Source organism: Streptomyces sp. NPDC055966, assembly GCF_042269865.1.
Classification (GTDB): Bacteria; Actinomycetota; Actinomycetes; order Streptomycetales; family Streptomycetaceae; genus Streptomyces.
Genome location: NZ_JBHJYK010000027.1, coordinates 93,583 through 115,122 on the forward strand (window position 1 = coordinate 93,583; position 21,540 = coordinate 115,122).

Annotated in this window: 28 protein-coding genes and 2 pseudogenes; 9 read left to right on the plus strand and 21 right to left on the minus strand. The window is 68.7% G+C overall.

From position 1 onward, the window contains the following. Positions 1-20: 20 nt before the first annotated feature. The 3 genes and pseudogenes from ACFC8N_RS40865 to ACFC8N_RS40875 all read right to left on the minus strand — a co-directional run. Positions 21-524, minus strand: a pseudogene (locus ACFC8N_RS40865) (ADP-ribosylglycohydrolase family protein); the annotation flags it as partial. Positions 525-568: 44 nt separating this feature from the next. Beyond that, positions 569-1,654, minus strand: a complete 1,086-nt coding sequence (locus ACFC8N_RS40870) for a transposase (RefSeq protein ID WP_376294435.1) — start codon at positions 1,652-1,654, stop codon at positions 569-571. Positions 1,655-1,705: 51 nt separating this feature from the next. After that, complete coding sequence (locus ACFC8N_RS40875; RefSeq protein ID WP_376294438.1) at positions 1,706-2,275, minus strand: transposase; 570 nt, start codon at positions 2,273-2,275, stop codon at positions 1,706-1,708. 189 nt (positions 2,276-2,464) lie between these two features. Here ACFC8N_RS40875 and ACFC8N_RS40880 point away from each other — a divergent pair. Continuing rightward, positions 2,465-2,805: pseudogene (locus ACFC8N_RS40880) on the plus strand (amino acid transporter); the annotation flags it as partial. On the opposite strand, the gene ACFC8N_RS40885 reads toward ACFC8N_RS40880, so the two are convergent. From ACFC8N_RS40885 to ACFC8N_RS40895, 3 genes are all read right to left on the minus strand, one after another. Further along, positions 2,704-3,636 (minus strand): YihY/virulence factor BrkB family protein, encoded by a 933-nt coding sequence (locus ACFC8N_RS40885; protein ID WP_376294440.1) that lies wholly within the window; start codon positions 3,634-3,636, stop codon positions 2,704-2,706. The pseudogene ACFC8N_RS40880 and the gene ACFC8N_RS40885 sit on opposite strands and share 102 nt — an antisense overlap. A gap of 420 nt (positions 3,637-4,056) precedes the next feature. Continuing rightward, complete coding sequence (locus ACFC8N_RS40890; RefSeq protein WP_376294442.1) at positions 4,057-4,569, minus strand: hypothetical protein; 513 nt, start codon at positions 4,567-4,569, stop codon at positions 4,057-4,059. 233 nt (positions 4,570-4,802) lie between these two features. Further along, positions 4,803-5,363, minus strand: coding sequence for a hemerythrin domain-containing protein (locus tag ACFC8N_RS40895; RefSeq protein ID WP_376294550.1), 561 nt, complete (start codon positions 5,361-5,363; stop codon positions 4,803-4,805). A 310-nt stretch (positions 5,364-5,673) separates the two neighbouring features. Between ACFC8N_RS40895 and ACFC8N_RS40900 the strand changes: the two genes are divergently transcribed. Together ACFC8N_RS40900 and ACFC8N_RS40905 are read left to right on the plus strand one after the other, a co-directional pair. Beyond that, positions 5,674-5,997, plus strand: a complete 324-nt coding sequence (locus tag ACFC8N_RS40900) for a plasmid stabilization protein (protein ID WP_376294444.1) — start codon at positions 5,674-5,676, stop codon at positions 5,995-5,997. A 125-nt stretch (positions 5,998-6,122) separates the two neighbouring features. After that, positions 6,123-6,296 (plus strand): hypothetical protein, encoded by a 174-nt coding sequence (locus ACFC8N_RS40905; protein ID WP_376294447.1) that lies wholly within the window; start codon positions 6,123-6,125, stop codon positions 6,294-6,296. A 1,687-nt stretch (positions 6,297-7,983) separates the two neighbouring features. On the opposite strand, the gene ACFC8N_RS40910 is transcribed toward ACFC8N_RS40905, so the two are convergent. From ACFC8N_RS40910 to ACFC8N_RS40930, 5 genes are all read right to left on the minus strand, one after another. After that, complete coding sequence (locus ACFC8N_RS40910) at positions 7,984-8,592, minus strand: alkaline shock response membrane anchor protein AmaP (RefSeq protein WP_376294448.1); 609 nt, start codon at positions 8,590-8,592, stop codon at positions 7,984-7,986. 30 nt (positions 8,593-8,622) lie between these two features. Next, complete coding sequence (locus ACFC8N_RS40915) at positions 8,623-9,105, minus strand: DUF6286 domain-containing protein (protein WP_376294451.1); 483 nt, start codon at positions 9,103-9,105, stop codon at positions 8,623-8,625. Positions 9,106-9,383: 278 nt separating this feature from the next. After that, complete coding sequence (locus tag ACFC8N_RS40920; protein WP_376294453.1) at positions 9,384-9,791, minus strand: Asp23/Gls24 family envelope stress response protein; 408 nt, start codon at positions 9,789-9,791, stop codon at positions 9,384-9,386. Then, positions 9,788-9,955 (minus strand): hypothetical protein, encoded by a 168-nt coding sequence (locus ACFC8N_RS40925; protein WP_376294455.1) that lies wholly within the window; start codon positions 9,953-9,955, stop codon positions 9,788-9,790. The genes ACFC8N_RS40920 and ACFC8N_RS40925 overlap by 4 nt, the downstream gene beginning before the upstream one ends. Positions 9,956-10,022: 67 nt before the next feature. Further along, positions 10,023-10,511 carry an Asp23/Gls24 family envelope stress response protein gene (locus ACFC8N_RS40930; protein ID WP_376294457.1) on the minus strand — a complete coding sequence of 163 codons (489 nt, stop codon included), beginning with the start codon at positions 10,509-10,511 and terminating at the stop codon, positions 10,023-10,025. 151 nt (positions 10,512-10,662) lie between these two features. On the opposite strand from ACFC8N_RS40930, the gene ACFC8N_RS40935 reads away from it, so the two are divergent. From ACFC8N_RS40935 to ACFC8N_RS40945, 3 genes are all read left to right on the plus strand, one after another. Further along, complete coding sequence (locus ACFC8N_RS40935) at positions 10,663-11,238, plus strand: RNA polymerase sigma factor (RefSeq protein WP_376294460.1); 576 nt, start codon at positions 10,663-10,665, stop codon at positions 11,236-11,238. A gap of 287 nt (positions 11,239-11,525) precedes the next feature. Continuing rightward, positions 11,526-11,912, plus strand: a complete 387-nt coding sequence (locus ACFC8N_RS40940) for a hypothetical protein (protein WP_376294462.1) — start codon at positions 11,526-11,528, stop codon at positions 11,910-11,912. Continuing rightward, positions 11,912-12,292: a hypothetical protein gene (locus tag ACFC8N_RS40945; protein WP_376294465.1), complete on the plus strand. Its 381-nt coding sequence runs from the start codon at positions 11,912-11,914 to the stop codon at positions 12,290-12,292. Before ACFC8N_RS40940 ends, ACFC8N_RS40945 begins: the two co-directional genes overlap by 1 nt. Before the next feature lie 251 nt (positions 12,293-12,543). Here the strand turns inward: ACFC8N_RS40945 and ACFC8N_RS40950 are convergent, their stop codons facing one another. The 8 genes from ACFC8N_RS40950 to ACFC8N_RS40985 are packed head-to-tail and all read right to left on the minus strand — an operon-like array spanning position 12,544 to position 16,310. After that, a complete protein-coding gene (locus ACFC8N_RS40950; RefSeq protein ID WP_376294467.1) occupies positions 12,544-12,954 on the minus strand; it encodes a gas vesicle protein K in 411 nt (136 codons plus the stop codon). Continuing rightward, complete coding sequence (locus ACFC8N_RS40955) at positions 12,944-13,180, minus strand: gas vesicle protein (protein WP_376294553.1); 237 nt, start codon at positions 13,178-13,180, stop codon at positions 12,944-12,946. Before ACFC8N_RS40955 ends, ACFC8N_RS40950 begins: the two co-directional genes overlap by 11 nt. Before the next feature lie 2 nt (positions 13,181-13,182). Continuing rightward, positions 13,183-13,983 carry a GvpL/GvpF family gas vesicle protein gene (locus ACFC8N_RS40960; RefSeq protein WP_376294470.1) on the minus strand — a complete coding sequence of 267 codons (801 nt, stop codon included), beginning with the start codon at positions 13,981-13,983 and terminating at the stop codon, positions 13,183-13,185. Positions 13,984-14,005: 22 nt separating this feature from the next. Beyond that, complete coding sequence (locus ACFC8N_RS40965; protein WP_376294473.1) at positions 14,006-14,413, minus strand: gas vesicle protein; 408 nt, start codon at positions 14,411-14,413, stop codon at positions 14,006-14,008. 39 nt (positions 14,414-14,452) lie between these two features. Beyond that, a complete protein-coding gene (locus ACFC8N_RS40970; RefSeq protein ID WP_376294475.1) occupies positions 14,453-14,695 on the minus strand; it encodes a gas vesicle protein GvpG in 243 nt (80 codons plus the stop codon). 10 nt (positions 14,696-14,705) lie between these two features. Then, positions 14,706-15,419, minus strand: coding sequence for a GvpL/GvpF family gas vesicle protein (locus ACFC8N_RS40975; protein WP_376294478.1), 714 nt, complete (start codon positions 15,417-15,419; stop codon positions 14,706-14,708). Between the two features lie 27 nt (positions 15,420-15,446). Next, positions 15,447-15,929: a gas vesicle structural protein GvpA gene (locus ACFC8N_RS40980; protein ID WP_376294480.1), complete on the minus strand. Its 483-nt coding sequence runs from the start codon at positions 15,927-15,929 to the stop codon at positions 15,447-15,449. A 30-nt stretch (positions 15,930-15,959) separates the two neighbouring features. Next, on the minus strand, positions 15,960-16,310 hold the full coding sequence (locus ACFC8N_RS40985) for a gas vesicle protein (protein WP_376294482.1): 351 nt from the start codon (positions 16,308-16,310) through the stop codon (positions 15,960-15,962). Positions 16,311-16,564: 254 nt separating this feature from the next. Between ACFC8N_RS40985 and ACFC8N_RS40990 the strand changes: the two genes are divergently transcribed. Next, the gene (locus tag ACFC8N_RS40990; protein ID WP_376294484.1) at positions 16,565-17,386 is read left to right on the plus strand and encodes a histone protein; all 822 of its coding nucleotides are present in this window, start codon (positions 16,565-16,567) and stop codon (positions 17,384-17,386) included. A 3-nt stretch (positions 17,387-17,389) separates the two neighbouring features. After that, the gene (locus ACFC8N_RS40995) at positions 17,390-18,361 is read left to right on the plus strand and encodes an SRPBCC family protein (protein WP_376294487.1); all 972 of its coding nucleotides are present in this window, start codon (positions 17,390-17,392) and stop codon (positions 18,359-18,361) included. A 75-nt stretch (positions 18,362-18,436) separates the two neighbouring features. Here ACFC8N_RS40995 and ACFC8N_RS41000 read toward each other — a convergent pair whose 3' ends face one another. Further along, positions 18,437-18,805, minus strand: a complete 369-nt coding sequence (locus ACFC8N_RS41000; protein ID WP_376294490.1) for a low affinity iron permease family protein — start codon at positions 18,803-18,805, stop codon at positions 18,437-18,439. Positions 18,806-19,171: 366 nt separating this feature from the next. Further along, positions 19,172-19,348: a CsbD family protein gene (locus tag ACFC8N_RS41005; RefSeq protein ID WP_376294492.1), complete on the minus strand. Its 177-nt coding sequence runs from the start codon at positions 19,346-19,348 to the stop codon at positions 19,172-19,174. Between the two features lie 531 nt (positions 19,349-19,879). On the opposite strand from ACFC8N_RS41005, the gene ACFC8N_RS41010 reads away from it, so the two are divergent. Further along, positions 19,880-20,938, plus strand: a complete 1,059-nt coding sequence (locus ACFC8N_RS41010; RefSeq protein ID WP_376294495.1) for a transposase — start codon at positions 19,880-19,882, stop codon at positions 20,936-20,938. Positions 20,939-21,540 lie beyond the last annotated feature (602 nt).

Below are 21,540 nucleotides of genomic sequence, written 5' to 3' on the forward strand. Positions count from 1 at the left end.
CCTAACCAGCCGCCGCACGGCTACGGCGCGGCCGTCGCCAGGCGCAGGGTGCGTTCCGCCAGCGCACTGATCCGTGCGCCGTCGAATCCGGACACCGCGCTCCGTACCGTGTCCCGCAGCGGCTCCGTCCACGGGGCGGGGATACCGGCCGCGCCGGTGCGGACCCCGGCCACCGAGCCGGCGGTCGCCCCGTTGGAGTCGGTGTCCAGGCCGCCGCGCACGGTCAGGGCGATGGTCCGGGTGAAGTCGTCGTCGCCGTACAGCAGTCCTGCGGTCAGCACGGCGGCGTTCGGGACGGTGTGGATCCAGCCGAGCCCGGCGGTCTCCTCGGACAGCGTGGCCAGGGTCTCCTGCCAGGACAGCCCGGACTCGTGCAGGGCGGTGACCCGCCGTACGGTCCGGGCGAGCCGGCTGCTCGCCGGGATCACGCCGAGCCCGCCCTCCACCGCGTCCCGCACGCTCGGCGCGGTGAACGCCGCCGCGATCAGCGCGGCCGCCCACATCGCGCCGTACACGCTAAAACCCCGTTCTTAGCTTGACTCTGTCGGGGATCTTGATGCCGGCGGAGTCAACTGCCCAGGGTTCGCCAGGACTTCAGGCGAGGGATCTTGCGCTGGTCGAGGTAGTTCTGGAAGGCAGTCGGCTGGCGGGGTGTGGGGGCTTCCTCAGCCGGTGACAGTCCGCCGAGGCGCTCGATGTTGACGGCGATGGCCGTCAACACGTGCTGGACATGGACCTTTCCCTGTCCTCGGTAGCGGCAGCGCCGCATACCGTGCCCGTGGGCGAACTCGTTGACCGTGCTCTCCACTCCGGAGCGGACCGCGTAACGCGTCTTCCACTCGGGCGTCTGCTGCTCGGCGCGGACGCGGAGTTGCAGGTCACGGAGCTCTCGTGGGGGGAAGCCCACGGTGCGGGCGTTGTCGGCGGTGCTGGTGCACTGGGTGCGGGCCGGGCAGGGGCGGCACTGGCTTTTGGTGAACCGTGCGACGATCAGCGGGGCGGCGGTGGGCGAGGAGGTCGGGTAGGGGCCGTGCCAGCCCGCGCTGACCTGCCCCTGCGGGCATGTGACCTGCTGCTTGTCGTAGTCGATGTGGAAGTCGTCCCGGGCGAAGCCCTCATTTCGGCGGTGTTGGCGGGTGGGGTTGCTCTTCAGCGGCCCGGAGACGGTGACCTGGTGTTCACGGGTGGCTTGTTCCAGGTGGGGCAGGGAGGTGTAGCCGGCGTCGACCAGGTGCTCGGCGGGCAGCAGACCGCGGCGGGAGAGGCGGGTATGGATGCCGGGCAGGACCTGGCTGTCGTGGGTGGTGGCCGCGGTGGTGGCGACATCCGTGATCACGTTGGGGCCGTCGGCAGCACAGGTCTCGGTCAGATGAGCGGCGAACCCCTTCCAGCTGATGATGTGTCCGTGCCGTGCGTAGCGGGCCGAGGTGTCGTAGGGCGAGACGACCGCCCCGGACGAGGGCGGCAGTCCGGGCCCGCCTTCCTTCTCGGCGGTGCGCCAGCGCAGATGTCCTGCGGCGTCACGGTGGTAGTTCTGTACCACGATCTGGCGCAGAGCCTGGATGCGAGGACCGGACATGCGGTCCGCTCCGTAGCGGTAGAGGTGTTCCAGAAGCCGGACGGCGTCGTTTCCGGTGGCAAGAATCCTGGTCATGGGCTTGGTGGGGTTCTTCCCCAGGCGGACCGGCCGGCCGTAGCGCAGCCCTCAGCCCTCGTCGACCAGCTCGTCCAGCAGATGAGGTGAGATACCTGCGACCTCTTCGAGTGCGGCGCGAACCGCCTCGGTGACCAGCTCCAGGCGGGTCAGGTCACGCACCGCGGCCAGGACGTGCGTGGAGTCGGTGCGCTGCGTGGTGCGCTCGCGCACCAGCCCGGCCTCCTTCAGGCGGGCCAGTGCGAGATCGAGGAGGCGGTCGGCACGGCCGTCCTCGGCGAGACGATCGCGGAAGTCGCCCAGCACACTGTGGTGGAAGCCGGGATCGTCCAGCTCCATGGCCATCGCGTACTTGAAGTCGATGCGGCAGCGGACCGCCTCGGCGGCCTGCCTGTCCGACAGCCCGAGCAGGAACTGCAGCACACAGACGGTGGCCAGCTGAGCGGGCGAGAGCCCCGGACGCCCGTCCCTGGGGTACCAGTCGGCGAAGTCCTCGTCGCACCACAGCCCATCGAGGCGGTCACGTACCCATATCGCCGTCGTGCCGTCCGGGTTGCTCGCCCGCGCAACCTGCGCAGTCAGAGACGGGACCTGCTCACCGGAACGGGGACGAAGGGACAACGAGCACCTCGACAGCTGTATCGGTCGGCGGAACTACCCGAGCATGCCCGTCGATCTTGCTGCCGCACCGGGAAACTCCAAGATCCCCGACAGAGTCAAGCTGAGTGCGGGCCGAGCTGAGAGGCACCGTCATTTGTTCGGAAGCGCTGCCAGTCACGGGTCGGTGCACCATCGACCGCAGAAGGGACCATGAGCGACGTCGAGGTGGCGGACACCGAGAGCTGCAAACCCTGCGGCCCCGGCTCCGCCGCCTCGGGGCGCGATGGCGGGTCTGGCTTCTGCAGGGCTTGAGTGGGCAGACGGTCCGCTACTCCTGCCGGCACCGGACGCCGCACCCCGAGCGGAAGGGGCACCGGCGGTGGCGGGGTATGTGCCTGACCGGCGTCGACCACTTCTCCACGCTCGGCTACCAGCCGGGCATCGCCGCGTTAGCGGCCAGCCTGCTGTCCCCCCTCGCCGCCCTGGTCCTGATCGCGCCGACCCTGTGCGGTGCGCTGCCAGCCTACCGGCGGGTGGGGTGTCGTGGGCCTCGTCAGCTCCGCGTTGAACTGAGCGCCCACCAAAAGGGCCAGGTTGGACAGCCATAGCCAGATCAGGAAGACCACGACGCCTGCCAGCGAACCGTACAGACGGTGATAGGTGCTGACATGGGAGGTGTAGACGGCGAATCCGAGTGAGACGGCCAACAGGAGCCCCACCGCCAATGCGCCGCCGGGCGCCATTTTCCCGACAGGGCGGGAGGGTGCCGGGCCCGAACGGTACAGGACGAGCACCAGGGCGACGGCGACCGCGGCCGCGACCGGCCACCGCAGTGTGTCCCAGGCGACCTGCGGCCCGGTACCCAGATTCAGCGCCCGGCCCAGACGCCGGGCCAGGCTGCCGGTGAGAATCAACGCCAGGGTCGACATGAGAAGCAGTGAGATCAGGACGAGGGCCGTGGCGATGATGCGCGGAGCGGTGCGCCAGACCGGCCGCTGTGCGCTCATCCGGTGCATGGCGTGCAAAGCTCGGCGGAAGACGCTCAGGTAGCTGGATCCAGACCACAGGGCTGCCGACCCTCCGAGGAACATCAGCGTCCATGCCGCCGACGACTGTCCGGCCATCTGCCGCAGGGCGCTGCGCAGCAGAGCGCGGGACGCGACCGGGGCGGCCTGCGACATGCGGTCGATGACCTCCGGCTTGGCCGTGGGCATGGTCAGACCCAGGATCGAGAGGATCACCAGCAGCAAGGGGAACAGAGCTAGGACGGCGTAATAGGTCAGCGCAGCGGCCCAGTCTGTGATGTCGTCGTTCCAGACGGCTACCGGCGTCCGGCGTAGCGCCGCCCACCACCGAGCCGTGTGGCCGTGTGCATCATCCATGACGCGGATGGTCTCATCCGCGGTCCTCGGGTCGCCTCATCCGGCACTACGGTGCGGCACCGTTCGGCGGCGTGTGTCGGGTTTCCGCTCCGAGTGCCTCGTGCTGCCTCTTCCTGCGCACCGTCACCGGCAGCTCGGCCGCCGTTTGGATTCTCAGCGCTGCCGTCCTGCTCTGGTTCGCCACCACCTGGCTCGTCCCGCCCAGGACGTGCTGCGGCGCACTGCCGCCCGCCGGGCAGTCTCGCCGTGCACGGTGAATCCGACCCCAATGGCCGGTCTCATGATGACAGCGGCTGTCGGGAAACAGCCCGGCCTCTACGCCTTCCTGCTGGACGGCTCGCTGCCCGCCCCGGCGCCGTGCGCGGCCCGTACTTCCGGGTACGGGCAAGGCGCTCACGCAGCTGGACCACGTCGAGGCGTTCAGGGCTGAGGGGCGCTTTCGAATTCCAGCAGTGCCACGAGCTGGGGACGGTGCAGGGCAGCGATGTCCTCGAGCAGGTCAGGGTGGCGCAGCAGGGCGGCGGCCTCGCTGTCGTGAGCACTGGGGTGGGTGAGGCGCTCCAGGCCGCCGGCGTGGTGCTCGCTTCCGGCCAGTGCCTGGTCGGCGCGGATGGCCAGGGCTGGGTCGGCCAGGAGGCAGGCGGCCCAGCTGACGACGGTCTCGTCCACCCAGGTCCGCCACGCGGTGTCGGCGTCGTCGGGGTGTGGTTCACCCGCGGTGAGCCAGTCCAGGCGGGCCGATCCACTGGGGGCGAGCAGGTGGAGCAGTTGCACGTCCATGGTGGTGGGATAGCGCAGGGTGGCGGCGAGAGTGGTCGCCTGGCGGGCCTGGGCCTCGGCGAGGGCCCGGTTCAGCGCGCCGGCCGGAGGCGGGTAGGCGGCCAGGATCCAGCGGGCGGAGGCGGCTATGACGGGGGTCAGGTCGGTGGGCATGGCGATCGGTCCCTGGGGGCGGCCTCGCCTGTGTCGGGCGATCGGCTGCGCGAGCTGGTGGACGCGGAGCCGGGCTGCCCCGCTGGTGGCCGACCAGTGTAGGCGGACCACCTCGGGGGCCGGCATGAGCCGCGTCACGTTAAGCCCGGCCGGGCACCCGGGGCCGGGCGCACACTAAGCGCCGCCCCGGCCCAGGTCGTGGTGTTCGTCGCGGGAGTGGCAGTTCTCCCTGGTCAGGACTTGCCGCGCCCGGTGACGAAGTCGCGGGCCCGGTCAACCAGGCCGGCGCCGGGGGCGAGCAGTTTGCTGGCCGCCGGGGTGCTCGGTGCGGAGGGGTGCGGGCGGGTGGGAGCCATGGCTTTGGCTCGGCGGATCTTGTCCCCGAGATCGTCCAGCTGCTCCGGTGTGCAGGCCTGGCGCAGCATCGGGAACAGATTGTTCTCCTCGTCCTGGACGTGGGCGGCGACCTCGTCCATGAGCAGCTGCAGCAGCGGACTCATCTGCGGATCGTCGGTCTGCGTCTTCTCCAGCTGCTTGAGAATCTTCTCGATCCGACCGTGGTCGTCGATCTCCTTGTCCGCGAGGCGGTCGCCGCCGTTGACATGCTCGCGTACCGCCGGATAGAGGTACTGCTCCTCGGCGACTGAGTGCCGCACCAGTTCGATGGTGATCTCGTCGACGAGGTCACGCAGCTCCTGGCCTTGGCCGGTCATCACCTGAATCCGGCCGAACATCTCCTCCACCTCCCGGTGGTCCGCCATCAGTTCCTCGATCACGTTTCCGCCATGCCCCATCGCGCGTCCGCCTTCCGCTGGTTCCGTTCGGGCCGGGACCGTCCCGCCCACCGAGCAGTGATCCCCCGATGGGAGGGCCACGCGAGCCCGGCGCACGCGCTTCACCCGATCGGCGGCCAGCCGCGTCATGTCCGTGTCGATGGGTTCCGGCTTCGAAGGCGCCCGCCCGACAAGCCCCCGGAACCCGTCGCTGTCGGAATCATCGCGCTGCGTGGCAGATCCTGCGGGCTGCAGCTGCGCAGGCGTGCGAGCCCATCGGGAACTACGGTCGGAGTAGACGCTGCGGCATCCGTCGTGACGAGGAGGAGCGATGCCTGCCGGTTCGAGCAAGAAACGTGAACGACAGTACGAACACATCAAGGACAGTGCGCTGGAGCGCGGCGAGAGTCAGCAGCGGGCCAAGGAAATCGCGGCCCGAATCGTGAACAAGGAACGGGCCCGGCACGGTGAGTCGAAGACCGCCAGCCGCTCCTCCACCCACGACACCCCCTCCTCCAGACGCGGTGGTCAGCGCTCGCACTCAGGCTCCGGAGGCCCGACGTACGGCCAGCTGTACAACGAGGCCAAGCAGCGCAACATCCACGGCCGTTCGAAGATGAACAAGAACGAACTCGCCAACGCCCTCGGCCAATGACCGGGCTCCGCCTGCGGCGAACAGGCTATGCCGCCACATCCGCACCCGGACAGAGCACCCGCCGCGAGCGCCAGTCACGCCGAGTACACCGAACCGCCGTCAGACCTGACGAAAGGAGCGACGTCATGACTAGGCACAGGGATACCCCCGAGGAGCACGACGCGCCGCGGGACGAAAAGAAGACACGGGAGCGGTCCGCTGAGGAACGGAGCATCGTCGCACCTACCCCGAAGGACGTCCGGGCCAAGAGCGACGACGGCGAACCCGAGCCGCAGGCGGACGACACCAAGGCGCCCTGACCGGCACCCGGCCGCTCGCACACCGCCGGCGGCCAGGCTGTAGAAGTTACAGAGAGTGGAGTCATCGGCAACACAGGAGTCTGGAAGAAGCCAGACCAATGGGCCGGACCACCGACTCGTGGGGCCCAGGACCCCGGGGCGTTCCGCTGCGGGCACAGCCGCGGCGGCACGAGCGCGTCAGGTTCCCACGGTGGTCTCCAGGCTGTACCCGTTTGGGCACGCCTGCACGCCATGGCGGCGGCGCCGCGCTTCCCGTTTATGCCATCCTTGCCCGGCGCACCTGCGGGATCCGTCAGATCGGCCGGACCAGGCACCGGTGGCGGTCGCCCCGGGCTCGCCCGACGGACCCGGCTGGTGGATGTGTATCAGGCGAAGTTCGACCTATGCCCGCCGCACCTCCTCCTGCTCTGCCCTTTGGCCTGCACGGCCGCGAGCAACTGGGTGAAGATCTGCTTCTCCACGAGTTCGGCCTCCGCGTCGGCCTTGGCTGCCAGCGCCGACGCCTGCTCGGAAGACTCTGCCAGATCGAGGTCCTCCAGTAACGCCTGTCCCTCCAGTAACGCCTGTCCCTCGTGGCACCCTGAAGTGGCCCTCCGAGGCCTGGAGCGAAATGGTTACGATCCACAGGAGTGCCGTGCGCCCGGCCTGACGCATGGCCCGGTCGTGGAGCGGTGGCGCATAGGTAACCACCGAGCAGCGCAAGGCCGTTGGGTACGCCGCTCGTCGGCAGGGGCACCACTCGGATCGGGGTGCCGCCCGGGCGAAGCTGCCACAGGCCGGTGAGGGGCGCTGTGGTTCCGGGCGGCGGGGCCGGGAGCGTGTCCAGGACTTGCAGCTTCCTATCCGGGCGAGGCAGACGATCTGGTGGGCGAAGGACAGCGTGACATCGACGGAACCGTTCGGTTCGATCGTCAGGTTCTCCGACTGCCGGCCGGCGCCCAGATCAAGGTGCTTGATCATGCGCGGGCTGCCGAGGGTCCAGTGCTCAGCCTCAACTGGCCGACCCAATGTCGCAGTTGAATGCGTCGTTGCCGACAGTCGAGGTTGTACTCCACGAGGCAGGGGCTAGCTTCACTGCCCACGGCGCTGGTCGAGACAGCGAGGGTTGCCACGAGCCGCGGTGGCGCGGGCTCGCCACCCGCTGCGGGAAGACCGTCACGATCTATCTGGCCGGACTGTGCATCGCAGGGATCTTCCTCCTGGTCAGTCAGCACGTACAGAGTCGACGCGAGTCAGGTGAGCCTCGGGGCGCTGCCGCTGGCGGTTGCGAGTTCACCGCGGCGGTTCGGAGCCGGCCACCGGGTGCAGAACGACCTTCGTGGGCCGACGGAGCCTCGTTCAGGCTCAGTTCGTGTGCCATCGATGAGCCACGCAGGACAACGACTCCACCGGCTCCCCCCTCGCCGGACCGTTCCTCTCCAGGCAGCCAGCACACGTACGCCGCCACGGGATGCGGCGGCTCGGCCCTGAGCGGGAGCATCATGGCAGGCTGGCTGACCAAACGACCTCGTCGAAGGCACTACGGTCGACTGGACGAGCCTGTACGACCCGCGTGACGTCTGCAGTGGAGCATCTGGCCGCCACCGAGGATCTCCGCCTGGGGGTTGTGCCGGTTCTCCCGCGAACTGCGAAGAGCCGCAGGGGGCACGCGAACGGCCGGTTCTCCTCTTCCTTTACTCCTCTGCCTTTACTCCGCGCGGTGCGGTCTGTGGCGGGTGACCTGTAGGCGGACCTCTGTGGGCATGTGAGGGGAGCCGGTGGACCGACGGGCGGTTCGCAGTGGGCCTTCGTACAAGGCACCGAGGGCAGCGCCGGGTGCCGCCTGAGGGGTGAGGGTGAGCCTGATGTGGGTCCGGGGGTGGGCAGGGCGGCCGGTGATGTGTACAGCTGCATGGTTGACCCCCGGCAGAGTGCCGGCTTCGGCGGCGATCGCGTTGCTGAGCGCGCCGTCGCGCAGTTCGACGCCTTCCTGCGGGGGTGTGCCGCCGACGGGCAGTGCTCCGGGGCGGTGTCGGCTCAGTTGGGCGAGCAGCCAGCACAGGGCGAGTAGGGCGACGAGGGCGAGGGCGGCGATGATGGCGGGCCACCACCACCAGCCCTGGCTGCTCCAGCGGGCCCGGTCGGCGTCGCTGAGAAGGACGTCGTTCGGGGTGGTCAGGGGCCAGCTGGCGGGCGGGACGATGTCGTGTCGCCGGTAGATGTCGAGCCCGGCGAAGAGGATCAGCAGACCGCCGCCGAGCAGTACCAGTCCGGCGAGGGCCAGCAGACTCCGGTTGAGGGTGAGTCGCGGCGTCATGGTGCGGGCTCCGGGGGCGGGGGTTTCCGGTCAGATGGTGCGTTGCCGCACCCGTACGATGATGCGGGGAGGGCGGGCGAGGGCGAGCCGGTGGAGTTCCTCGTCGAGGACGGCGGTGAGGTCGTCCTTCACCTGCTGTGGGTCGCGGAAGCGGACGTCCGCGCGGGCTTTGATGCGGTGGCGGCGCACCCGGATGCGGGCGGTGCTGACTCCCGGGACCCTCATGGCGGCGTCGCGCAGCAGACCGGCGGCGCCGTCTCGGTCCAGGTAGGCCCGCAGCCCTGGCGCGGGGGAGTGCAGGGGCAGCCAGTGGCGTACACCAGGGGTGAGGGCCAGCACGATCAACCAGACGCCTGCGGCGGCGGCAACGGCGGCTCCCGTGAGCATCCACACGTCGTCCACGGAGCGTGTGGCCAGTTCCTCGGCCAGGTGCCGTCTCCAGGCTGCTGCCGGGCGTCCCGCCCGTACGGCGATGACGTCGACCAGTGCCGCGACCGCCGCTACGAGGATCACGGAGGCAACCAGTACCGCCGGGATGCGGCGTGCGGACCACGGCCGGCGGGTTCGGTGCCCTCCGTCGAGCTCACCCGCAGTGAGGTGCGGTGGGGGCGCGCCGTGTTCGGGCGGACCGGGCTGGAACGGCTCCCTGGGTTCCTCGGGTTCCTTCGTCAGCGGCACTGTGGCACCTCGCACGGACGGCGTGGAGCTGCGGCCGGGAGGACCGGGGTCGGCTGTCATCGCAGGCGCCCTTCCTGCACGGCGTGCCCGGCGTCCCGGGGCCGTGTGGCTGTTCACCGGACCCGCCCCCGGCTCGCGTCGGCGGCGGTCACCAGCCGCCGGACGGTGAGAGTGACCTCGCGCACCTGCAAGCCGGTCAGCTGTGTCACCTGTTCGGCGACGTCGTGCTGGATCCGCTCGCAGACGTGGGGGATGTCGGTGGGGTAGGGCAGGTCCATGGTCAGGTGCAGACGCACCGATTCGGCCCGGACAGCCGCGGAGGCGATGGGTGCCGCCGGCGCGTCCCGGTCGGGCGGTAGGGCGGCGCGCCGGGACTGGGCCGTGCGTGTGGCCTGGGTGGCGATACGAGCGACCACCCTGTCCGGGATGACGGTGGCGCCCCGCTCGGCCGGGGGCGGCAGACCAGCGGCCGGCGCCGGTGAGGCTGACCCCTCGCCGGGGGAACCGGGCCGGGTCTTCACCGCTGCCTCCGTGCCCGCAGGTCGAGGTCACCCTGGATGGCGAGGCCCACGATCAGCCCCGCTGTACCCAGGACCAGGACCAGCAGAAATGCCCAGAAGCCGCCGAAGAAGCCGGCGAAGCCCAGGGCCATGCCGGCCGCGAGGCCCGTCGTTGCTGCGTTCATCTCGCACTCACCCGTCTCGCCAACGCGCCTGCGTCACCGTTCGCGCCCGCCAGGGTGCGGCGGTCGATCACCTCACACGGCCCTCTTCCGGTTCGGTTGCTTCCTCCTCGTCAGGAAGGTGCACGTCGTCGACGGCGATGTTCACCTCGACGACCTCCAGGCCCGTCATCCGCTCCACGGCGCTGATGACGTTGGTGCGTACGTCGCCAGCGACGTCAACGATGGAGACGCCGTACTCGACGACCACGTCCAGGTCCACGGCGGCCTGCCGCTCGCCGACCTCGACCTTCACACCTCGAGTGACGGCTCCGCTTCCGCCTGCGCCGGGGACGCGTTCCCGCATGGCGCCGAAGGCGCGGGCCATCCCTGCTCCGAGACTGTGTATGCCTGGTACCTCGCGGGCGGCCATGCCCGCGATCTTGGCCACCACGCCGTCCGCGATGGTGGTCTTCCCTCGTGTCTCAGCCGGAGCTCCGGCTCCTGTACGGCCCTTCAGAGCGCTCACGGCTGCGTCGGGCCGGCTGCCCCCGCCGACGCCGGTGATGTTGTCCGTCATGGCGGTCGCCTCGATCAGTCGGTAATGCACCTGCGTGGTGCCGTCGCAAGGTTGGACTTACGGGGCGACGTACTTCTCACACGCATGCCATGTGATGTGCATCACATGTCTGGGTGGGGGTACACGTACGTTCCGAGCACGCGGGAGCATCATGTTCCAACGAACTGCTTCCCCATGGTTGGTATGGGACCTGCCCGACGGGCTGCTGGCCGTACGGGCGGCCGAGGGAGACGAGGACTCCTTCGCCGTTCTCGTCCAGCGGCACGGTCGGCCCCTCCTTGCCCTGGCCCGCAGCATGCTCGGCAACCACCAGGACGCCGAGGAGGCCGTTCAGGACGCCTTCGTCAGCGCTTGGCGGCGACTGCCGGAATACCGCCACAGCGCGGAGTTCCGTACCTGGATGTACCGGATCACCGTCAACCGCTGTCTGACCATGCGCCACCGCCGGCCGCCGCCCCTCTCCCTGGACACGGTCGCCGAACCCGCGACAGGCGACGCGCGGAGCCAGCCCGCGCGGTCCGCGGAGCAGGACGCGGCCACGGCCGCTCTGTTCCGCGCGCTCGCCGAGCTAGACGCCGGGCAGCGGCTCTGCTGGATCCTGCGGGAGGTGCACGGCCTGTCCTACAAGGAGATCGCCCACGTGACGCGGACCAGTGAGCCGACGGTGCGAGGCAGACTGTTCAGGGCACGCCGATCCCTGCAGGAGGCGATGGGGCCATGGCGCTAGACGACCCGCACACGCGGCCTCCCGAGTCACCCGGAGCCGACGGGCCCCGTACTGGCCCAGCCATCGTCGGCATGCCCGCGTTCGTGGGTGATGAGGTACTGCCTTGCGGCCGGCTGCTCAGCCGGGTCTGGGAACAGGCGCAGGATGCCACGTCGGCCGCGGACCCGCATGTGGAGTCCTGTCTTCACTGCCGAGAGGCCGTCGAGGGACTGGCCACGGTGAACGCGGCCACCCGGGCGCTGCGTGCGGAAGACCCTCCCGGCCTACACGCACTCGCCGACCGCGTCATGAAGGTTGTCAGGGCAGAGGTCCGGCTCGGGCGACTGCTGCCCCTGGCCGACCCGGACCGGGACCTGCGGATCGCCGAAAGCGTTGCGGCGAAGGTACTGCGGCAGGCCGCAGACTCGGTCCCTGGTGCCAGGGCTGAGACCTGCCGGCTCGCACCCGAGAGCTCGGGCAGCGACGTCCGGGTGACCATGACCCTGGCCGCCGCCCTCGACCGCCCGCTGCCCGACCGGGTTCATCAGGTGCGCCGATCCGTCCTCCACTTGGCCGGGCAGGATCTGGGGCTCGCCGTGGCGGCCGTCGACATCACCGTGGTCGACGTACTGGAGCCGTTGCCGCCCGTGAGACCCGCCGTCGGCCCCGGCCACCCCGCAGGCGGTGGCAGGTGATGATGACCGCCACTGGCACGACCACACTCTTCGGCATTGCGGCCGAGGCAGCCCTCGCGGTTCCCGGCGTGGCGGGCCTGCAACCCCGCCTCGCCCACCGCCTCGCGGCAGCCGCCTCGCCCACCAGGACGGGCACCACGCCTCACCGCACGCCTCCCGAGGCAGGCATCCGCGCCGACCGGGCACCGGACGGCGCGGGATGGCACATCGATGTGCGCTGCGTCCTGGCCGAGGGCCACGGAGTGCTGGTGACCGCCAGAAGCGTCCACGACGGGGTGCGGAACGCGGTCATCTCCCACCTCGCCGCCTGCAGCGTCGTGGAGCCGGTCACCGTCGCGGTCACGGTGACCGGTATTGCCGCCCGGCCAGACGCGCCATGAGCGCCGCGAGTGACGGCCCCGCAAGCCATGAGCGGCTGCGCGTACGCGCAGCCGCTGGCGCTCGGCCGCCCTGCCATGCACGCGCTCCCCTCCGGTCAGAGACGTCGACCTCGACCGATCCCTTCGCGGTGCTCCTTACTGCGCCTCCCATGGGTATCAGCCGCACGCACAGCGGTTCTCCTCTGCGGGCTCGAACGTGATCCGGGTGCCCATTGTCGGCGCGAGCCTGGCGAGGACGCGTTCCTGCGTCCTCAGTCGGCGGGTGGCAGCAAAGTGCCCAACGGACCGAGGTCCAGGTTGAGGTCCTTCATGGTCAGTCCGTACTGGGCGCACAAGTCGCTGATGCGGTCGTGGAGGAGCATGAGAGTCGCGCCCAGGCGTTCTTCCTGTTCGTCGGTGAGGTCTCCTTGGTCGACGCGGTGCAGGGCCTGCCGTTCCATGAGTTGGCGCAGCAGTTCCACGAGGGTGAGGACGAGTCTGAGGAGGTCCCGTTCGACGGTGTCGCGGTCGGAGCTGATCCGCCGAGCCGGGGAACGTGGGCCCATTCCGGCCAACGGGTCCAGGTCGCGTGGGGCGGCGGGCAGCAGCCGGAAGGCGCGGGCGGCGGCCTCCGCGACTTCGTCGCCGCGGCACGGCGGCCGGCTTTCACCCTCAGCTGTCATGGTCGCCGCCTTGCAGCGGGCTGATGCTCGTCCACGGGGAGGGGTTCTGCTCGCTGATGGAAACGATCAGGGCACGCAGTGAGACGCGTACCAGATCGATGTCCGCGATGGACAGCACGACGTCACCGGTGAGGACGACCCCACCGGTCAGCAGCCGGTCCAGCAGATCGATGAGAGCGACCTGCCGCTGGGGCAGGCGCTCCGCTTCGGGTGGTGGGCTGGGCATGCTCACGGGGGCGCTCCCCCCACAGCACCGCCGGATTCGCCGGGTGGCATGGCGAAGGAGTACGGAGCCCAGGGTCCGGTGGCCTCGACCCGTACCCCGTCCAGCCCGTCGGCGGCGCGCGTCACGTCGGCCAGGAAGTCGTCGCAACGCTTCAGGGGCACAAGGTAGGCGTCATTGACGACGTTCTCGCCGGTCCTGGCAGCGCTGCCGGCCGCTTCGGCGAGAAAACCCTGTTGTACGCGGTGCCGGACCCGGTCGGAGGCGTGCTTGCGGCCCGCGGTCTCCACCCGCTCGGCGGCCTTCTGCGCGGCCTGGTAGGCGGTGTCGCGCACACTTTGCTGCTGCCGGCGGTTCCGCAGATAGGCGCGCCCGGGCGTCAGGTCTGCCGCGGGAACGGCCGGGGTTGCGGGGACCGTGGACGGCTCGACATAGATCTTGACCCCCCATTCGACATGTTCGGACAGCCGCGCTAGGCGCTCGGCGAACACGGTCCGCCGGGCTTGCAGGACCTCCCGGGCCCGCTGGTCGTCGAGGTAGACGGTTGCCAGGCGCAGGGGAAGAACGGTGGTGCGCTCGGCCAGGGCCTCGATGACGCCGTGGTGGGCTCGGGCCACCGCCTCCAGCCATTCCAGATCCTCAAGATGCTGCTTGAGAGCGTCCTCCCTGAAGTCCCGCGCCGGCACATGACTCACCACGAGCCCCAGCTGATCGTCGCCGGTGTCGGTGACGAGGCTGACCGGGGCGTCGGCGACGCCCCGGAGCGGAGCGGCCGCCTCCTGCAATCCCTCGGCGGCGCGTACCACTGCATACGCGTATGTCAGTACGTCACTCATCGCGAACACGCCCCTGGCGACGGCCGCCCCTGCCCCGCGGCGCTTCCTCCTCGATGGGGAGGGCGTTGCCCCGACGGAGAGCATCGATCTCGGCCCGCAACCGGCGGTTCTCCTCGGCCAGAGACCGTTCACCGCTGGCCCGGGAGGAGAGCGCGGGATCGTGCTCCCACCAGTCGATGCCCATTTCCTTCGCCTTGTCGACGGAGGCGACCAGGAGGCGCAGTTTTATGGTCAACAGCTCGATGTCGAGAAGGTTGATCTGTATGTCGCCTGCGATGACGATGCCCTTGTCGAGTACCCGTTCAAGGATGTCGGCGAGATTGGCGGAGGAACCCTGCCCGTAGGGCGGCGCCGCTCGGGACGGGTAGGAACCAAGCCTGTTGGCCAGGGGTTCAGTCACGGTTGCGGCCTCGTATTCCCTCATGCCGGGTCAGGAGCGTCAGCCCTGCCGGTAGGCACGGATCTCCTCCAGCCGCTCGAGCAGTTCGTCCTCGCGCCGGTCGAACGTCTCCTCGTCGATGTCCCCCGCGACGAGGAGACGTTCGAGTTCGGCGAGTTCGCGGTGCACCGGAGCGGGGTCGTAGTACTGGTTCTCGGCTTCCTCCCGGACCCGCTCCACGACCCATACGACGCCGCGCACGGGAGCCAGGGGGAGGGTGACGAGCTGGGTGAACAGGCCCATGAGAACTCCTTCAGACGAAGCTGTAGGGGGGCAGGGGTCCGTTGAGCCGGAAGTCGAAGTCGTCGCCCATCTGATGGGCGACGCTCAACTCCGTGGTGAGGAACGCCTCTTCCCGGTCATCGGTCACCAGGAACGACACATTGAGGAAGTCCGAACCTGTCGGCTGGGATGATTCAAGCGTCCGGGCGAAGGGACGCAGTGCTTCGACCACACCCGCCGCCAGCGCCTCCTGCCGCGCCTGTACCTCCTGGGTGACCAGCTCACCGAGTCGCAGCGATGCGTCGGGGTCGACGGTGCCGCCGCGGATCTCGGCATTGAGCTCTCGTGCCACGTCCGAGTCCCGCAGGATCTGCCGCAGCAGCGCGTCCTCGTCCTGCGACGCCTTGAGGTGGTACTCGCTGCACCCCTCCAGTGCCTGAAGCCGGTCCATGTAGTCCGAGGCATTCTGCTCCAGGGCCACCAGGACGGCCTCGTCGTTCTCGGCCATGAGACCGAACCGCATGGGGAGCACGGTGCCGCCGGCCATGAGGCGCTCCTGTACCTCCTGGTGCGCGATGACGTCGCGGCGCTTGGGGCGTAGATCCTCCGGCGCGTCACTGACCACAGCACACAGCGGTCCGGCCGTCACTGTCCGCAAGCCCGCCGGAGATTCACCGACGCCGTTGAGACCGTCGAGGCGGAGCGGATGCTGCTTGCCGGTGATGGAGTAGATGTATACGGCCATGGCTCATTCCTTCTCGCGCGGCGAGCCTCATTCGCGCTCACGTCGGGAGGCGCGCCGAACCGGCCGCCGTCGCCTCTCCACGGGTTCCCTTTCCTTGCCCTCGTCCTCTTCCTCGGGCTCTTCTTCTTCGGCTTCCTCGGTGTCGTCACGGCCGGTGATCCCCTTGAGGGAATCGGTGACCGCTTCCGCCGCTCCGGAGAGCGCCCCCTTGGATTTGCCTTTGGCTCCGCTCTCGACCGTGTCTCCGACGATGTCAGTCAGCTGGGCGGGCGCCTTCCTCCCGGATTCGAGGTCAAGGCGGTTGCACGCCTCGGCGAAACGCAGATAGGTGTCGACGCTGGCCACGACGATACGAGCGTCGATCTTGAGGATTTCGATCCCCACCAGCGACACACGGACGAACACGTCGATGACGAGCCCGCGATCGAGAATGAGTTCCAGGACGTCGTAGAGGCTGCTGGTCCCGCCACCGCGAGCGACACCGCCTCCACTCTGCGGCACCACTGTCATGGTGCCTCCCTTCACACCGGCTGTGCTGTCTCAGCCCCGCCGGTCGATTTGGCCACGCGTATAGCGGCGCTTCCGTTCGTATCCCACCAGATCGCCTTCCTCGTCGAGCGTCACTCGATAGGTGGCCATCACGCTGGTGGTATCGGGGACGCGCTCCAATTCGAGTACCTCGACATCGGCTTCCCAACCGGTTTCGGTCGGTTTCACCGCCGAGACAGACTCGGGAGCACGGCCGAGCAACTCCTGAAGTTGTCCGACGGCGGAGCGTATGGCCCAGCCGGCGTTGCCCTTGCCGGCGCGGCGACGGGAACCGCTCGCGCTGTCCCCGCCGGAACCGCGGCTCCGACTGCTGGATCGCCTTCGGGGTTCTGGTGCGGCCATGATCTCTCCGGTGGTCGGAGCGGGCGCCACATTCCACCCTCGAACCCTATAATTGCATGACATAGGGACGCATATCGCCCTAGCGTGGATAACTTCGCGGTGACCTGCCCGGTGGTCGCATGGTGTGTCGGTGACACAGCGGGCTGTGAGGCACGGTGCGTGCGATCCGCCTTCTGTCTCCATCGCGGGTTCGGGACCGGGGCGTTGGTCCGGACGCGGGCGTTTTCACCTGCCCTTTCCGAAGGGAATCGCTCATGAACGACACGACCAAGGTCGGCCTCGCCGCCGCCGTCGCAGCGGGCTATGTGCTCGGACGTACGAAGAAGGCGCGCCTTGCCTTCACCGTGGCAACTTACCTTGCCGGCCGCCGCTTTGGTCTCGACCCTCAGCAGCTGCTGACGACCGGACTCCGCAAAATCGGTGATGTTCCGGGGGTTGCCGAGTTGAACGAGCAGGTGCGCGGCGAGCTGCTGGGCGCTGGCCGCCAAGCCCTGGCAGCCGCTGCCGATCGGCGCCTCACCGACCTCGCCGACTCGCTCCGCGAGCGGACGCAACGCATAGGCCAGGAAAAGGACGAAGTAGAAGAGGACGAAGAGGAGTACGAGGAGGAGCCGGAGGAAGGCGAGGGGCGTTACGAGGAGGAAGAGGAAGAGGGGGAGGAGGAACCGGAGGAAGAAGAGCCGGAGGACGAACTGGAGGAAGAACCCGAGGAGGAGGAACCCGAAGAGGAAGAGGCCGAGGAGGAACCGCCACAGCGTCACCGACGGCGGACGGGAACCGCGGCGAGGAAGCGCCCGGACGCCCCCGCTCCCCGCAAGGCGGCAGCCAAGAAGGCTGCTCCTGGAAGGAAGGCGGCCCCGGCGAAGAAGACCGCAGCGCACAGGCCCCCCGCCAGGAAGGCAGCGGCGAAGAAGACTGCGAAGAAGTCTCCGCCTCCCGCCAAGAAGGCCGCTGCGAAGAGGCCCACTGCCAAGAAGACTTCGGCGAAGAGGGCGACCGCGAAGAAGGCCCCGGCCAGGAAGACGGCCCCGGCGCGGAAGACCGCTGCCAAGAAGACGACCGCACGGCGGAGGTAGGTCATGGCCGGCAAAGTGCGTGACACCGACCACGAAGAGAGTTCGGGTCTGGACCTGCTGCGCGAAGAGTTCGTCGACTACATCGGTGCTCAGGTGGGACATCTCGCCGACAAGGCAGGGGCCAAGTTGGAGGATGTCACCGACCAGCTTCTCGACGTGGCCGAGAACGGGGGAACACTCGCCGGCGTCGGCGGTCGGATGCTCCAGGGCGACTCCCCGCTGAAGGCATTCGTGGGTCAGAAGGCCAAGGGGCTCAAGGACAGCGTGATGGGCAAGGTCAAGGGCATTTTCGGCGGAGGGGGCGGCGGCAAGGCCGGCAGCACCAAGGTCATGAACATCATCGAAGTGCTGGACGTGGGTGTCCCGATCCGCACGGCGTACAACTACTGGACCCAGTACGAGGAGTTCAGCGGCTTCACCAAGGGCGTACGCAGTGTGTCCAAGAACGACGAGGTTGCCAGCACCTGGAAGGTGAAGGTCGGTCCGTCGACTCGGGGCTGGAAGGCATCAGTTGAGGAGCAGGTGCCGGACGAGCGCATCGTATGGAGCTCCGAGGGCGCGAAAGGCACCACCCACGGCTGTGTCAGCTTCCACGAACTCACGCCCGACCTGACGCGCATCGTGCTCGTCGTCGAGTACTACCCATCGGGCTTCTTCGAGAAGACCGGCAACCTGTGGCGCGCCCAAGGCCGCCGATTGCGGCTGGACTTCAAGAACTTCCAGCGCTACGTCACGTTCGCCGACGAGGACGTCGAGGGCTGGCGCGGAGAAATCCGCGACGGCGAGGTGGTCCGGTCCCACGAGGAAGTACTGGAGGAAGAGGAAGCAGCTGCTGAATACGAAGAAGATGAGGAAGGGGAGTACGACGACGAAGAAAGTCCCGAAAGGGATGAAGAGGAAGAGGGGGGCGGCGGGGAAGACAGCCCAGACGAGGAGGAGTACGACGAGGAGGAGTACGAAGACGACCAAGAGTGATGCGTCCGAGGTGGAACAATGAAATCGCCTCCTCGACTTGACGCAGCAGGAGCATCGGTCGGTGCTCCTGGACACTCAGATCTCGTCCTCCATTCGGATCACAGACTTGAGGTCTTCGCGCGCCTTCCCCGGCTTGCCGCCCTGCGCTTCGAGCAGGGCAGCGGCGAGGGCGTCAAGCTTGCGCTGGATTGCTCGCTCAGCCCGTAGTTCCGAGTTCTTCAGCAGCGCAAGAAGCAGCAATGTCACCGCCGTCATGGCATTGCCAGCGAACAGTTGCCATGTCAACCCGAGGTTGGCGAGATGCACGGTGACAGTGAGAACGACCAGCCCGAGGCAGAACGCAAAGAACGCCGGTGAACTGGTCAACTTCGACACGTATTCCGCAAGCCGCTCGAACTTTCCACGCTTGCTTCCGCCGCGGTCGGCGGGATGCTGAAGAGTCATGTGCTCCCGCTTTCCCGATCGCTTCCAACAGGCCGCACATTCGTGCGGAGTTCACCATGTGAGGGTGGGCCACAACTCTTCCGTCTCCGTCCCGGGGACGGAGACCGCCGCCTGACCCAAGCGAGATACTCGCGCGCCAGTTGCACGCTGCCCTCACGGCGCCTCACGGCGGCCGCCAGGCATACCGTGGCGGTGGCCGAGTCGCTCACCTCCCTCCGATGGGGCAGACGTCAGGCAAGCCATCCAGGCAGACGGACGTCGTCGCGGCCCTGGAACTGCTTCGCGACCAGCTGCATCGGCCGCGATGGTCACACGATTTACGGCGACGTTAGTCGAAGGCGCGCGAGGCCGGCCGTGCACTTGCGGTCAATGTCCGATCCGCTTGCGGACCTGGGCGGCGGCCCTTGCGGTCATCTCCTGCGCCTTGCCGCGCACCATCTCTCTGCGACCGGACTTCTGCATGGACTTGTTCCCCAGGGCCTTGCCGAGTCTCTCCTTCATCTTGCCCCTGACCTGCTTCACCTTGGCGTGTTCCTTGTGCATCGCAATCGTCCTCTCGATGGCGCCGGGGAACGCGGCCCGACCAGGACCAACACGTCTTTATTCACCCTGCGGCCGCCCGCAGACCGCCGCAACCGTTATGGGCCCCGGATACGAGCATGGCCAGCGACGATGCTGGGGCGTGGAGCCAGACGAAGGTCCGTTCGACGACGACCCAGCGGTGCGACGGTTGCGTCCTGGGCAGTGGTGTACGGGCTCCCACCTGAACCGGCGGCGTGGGTGAATGGCGAGGGCATTCAACTTCGCGCACCATGACCGTGACACCACACTATGCAAGGCTCTCCCTCTCGTGCCCGAGAGTTCCAGCTCAGAGCGAGCGCCGATACGAACACAGGGTGCTCGCGGATCCAACCAGGTACGGGGAGTGGGTGGTGGAGCCCACCACATCTATGCCACTCGACCAGACCTGTCCCGACGTTGGACACGGCAGCTGTAGTTCCAGCGTCTGGGCTGGTCAGCGTGTTGCCGGGGCGGGTGCGGGCATGAGTACCGCCACCGTGATCATGAACGTTTGTGACGACGTATCAAGACGCGGTGGCCGTGGAAGCAACGATAGCCGAGCGGGCGTGGGGCGAGGCGTTCGGGAGGGCGATGCGGGCGGTCGCGGGCTGCTTCGCGCGACGTGAAGCCCGGGCGACGGCAGCGGAGTTGGTCGCGGGGCTGTTGCTGGAGGTGGACACGCGGAACTGCTGGACGCTCGCGCAGGTTCTGGGACATCCGGGCCCGCACCGGCTGCAGCACCTGCTCTCGCGCGCCCGGTTCGACCATGAGCGGGCCCGGCAGGAGATCGCCTGCCTCGTGATCGATGAACTCGCCGGTCAGAGCGTGGTGTTGGTGGCGGACGAGACGGGGGATGCGAAGTCGTCCACGGACTGCGTGGGCGCCGGCCGACAATACTCCGGTGCAATCGGCGGTGTCGGACTGTGCCAGGTGGCGGTGCACCTGGCGGCGGTCACCGCGACGACGAAGGTGATCATCGATCGGGCCCTGTATCTCCCGGCGGACTGGGCTGCGGACGAGGAACGCCGCGAGGTCGCCAGAGTGCCGCAGGAGATCGCTTTCGCGACGAGGCCGCAGCAGGCGCCGGCCATGGTCACCGACGCGTTCGCCGCCGGCCTGAAGGCCCGCTGGTTCGCGGGCGACGAGGCGTACTGCGGGCGCGAACTACGCCGGGGCATACGGGCGCTGGGGCTCGGCCACGCCGTTGGCATCGCCGCCACCTACCAGGTCATCGACGGGACCGGACGCCGATGGGAGGCCCGCAAAATGATCAACAAAGTGCGGCCCGGGCAGTGGATGTGGAACTCCTGGATGCGCTGGTCACTGTTCTCCTTGATCGCCGCCGCAGTCCTTGCTCTCACGGCCACCGCCGTCCACGACGCTGCCGAGGACGAGCCCGCGCTCGTCCCGCTGAGCTGCCCCGAGCTCATCCGGCTCCTGCGAGCCCTCGTGCTGTCGCCACCCGTCCGCGACCGCGAGCACGTCCTGCACTGGACTGCCTGGCGACGCCATCACCAAGCCGTCGCGACCGCCTGCCACCAGCAACGACACCACCGTCACGACCAACCGTGATCAAGAACTACAGCTGCCGTGCTGGATCCCGGCTCTGAGGTTCCCCCGAGATGCGGAAGATGGTGACAGAGGGGTAGATGGTTCTCATGAGCCCATCGGATCACCTGCGGTGAGGTGGAAATCGTGGTGGTTGCTGCCTGTTGAGGCCGTTTCCTCTGTGATCTGCGAGGTCGTTCATGAGCCGGGCACGGGGAGCCAGTCAGCGGGCGCCTTCAGCGTGGCCTCGAGCACGCGGATGAGATTTATCCATCAGCCCTTGGGCTCCCACACAGCAGCCGCCCTGGGGAGACAAGGAGGCGGAGGTGCTCACCGAGACGCAGGACACCGAGGAGATCGTCGAACGGGTGGCCGCACTGGACATCGGGTAGGCCGAGGCGGTGTGCTGCGCCCGTGTTCCCCTGGAGGGGACGCCGGGGAGGCGGATGCAGAAGGTCGACACCTGGCCGACCATGACCCGGTTGCTGCTGGAACTGCCGGACCACCTGCGCTGCCTGGGAGTGACTTGATCTGCCGTCTGCACCAGTTGCCGGCCACTGCGTGGGGCGGCGGCCGATCTTCTCGGCGAGCCACTCGACACCGGGCAGGTCGGCGTGACGGCGAAC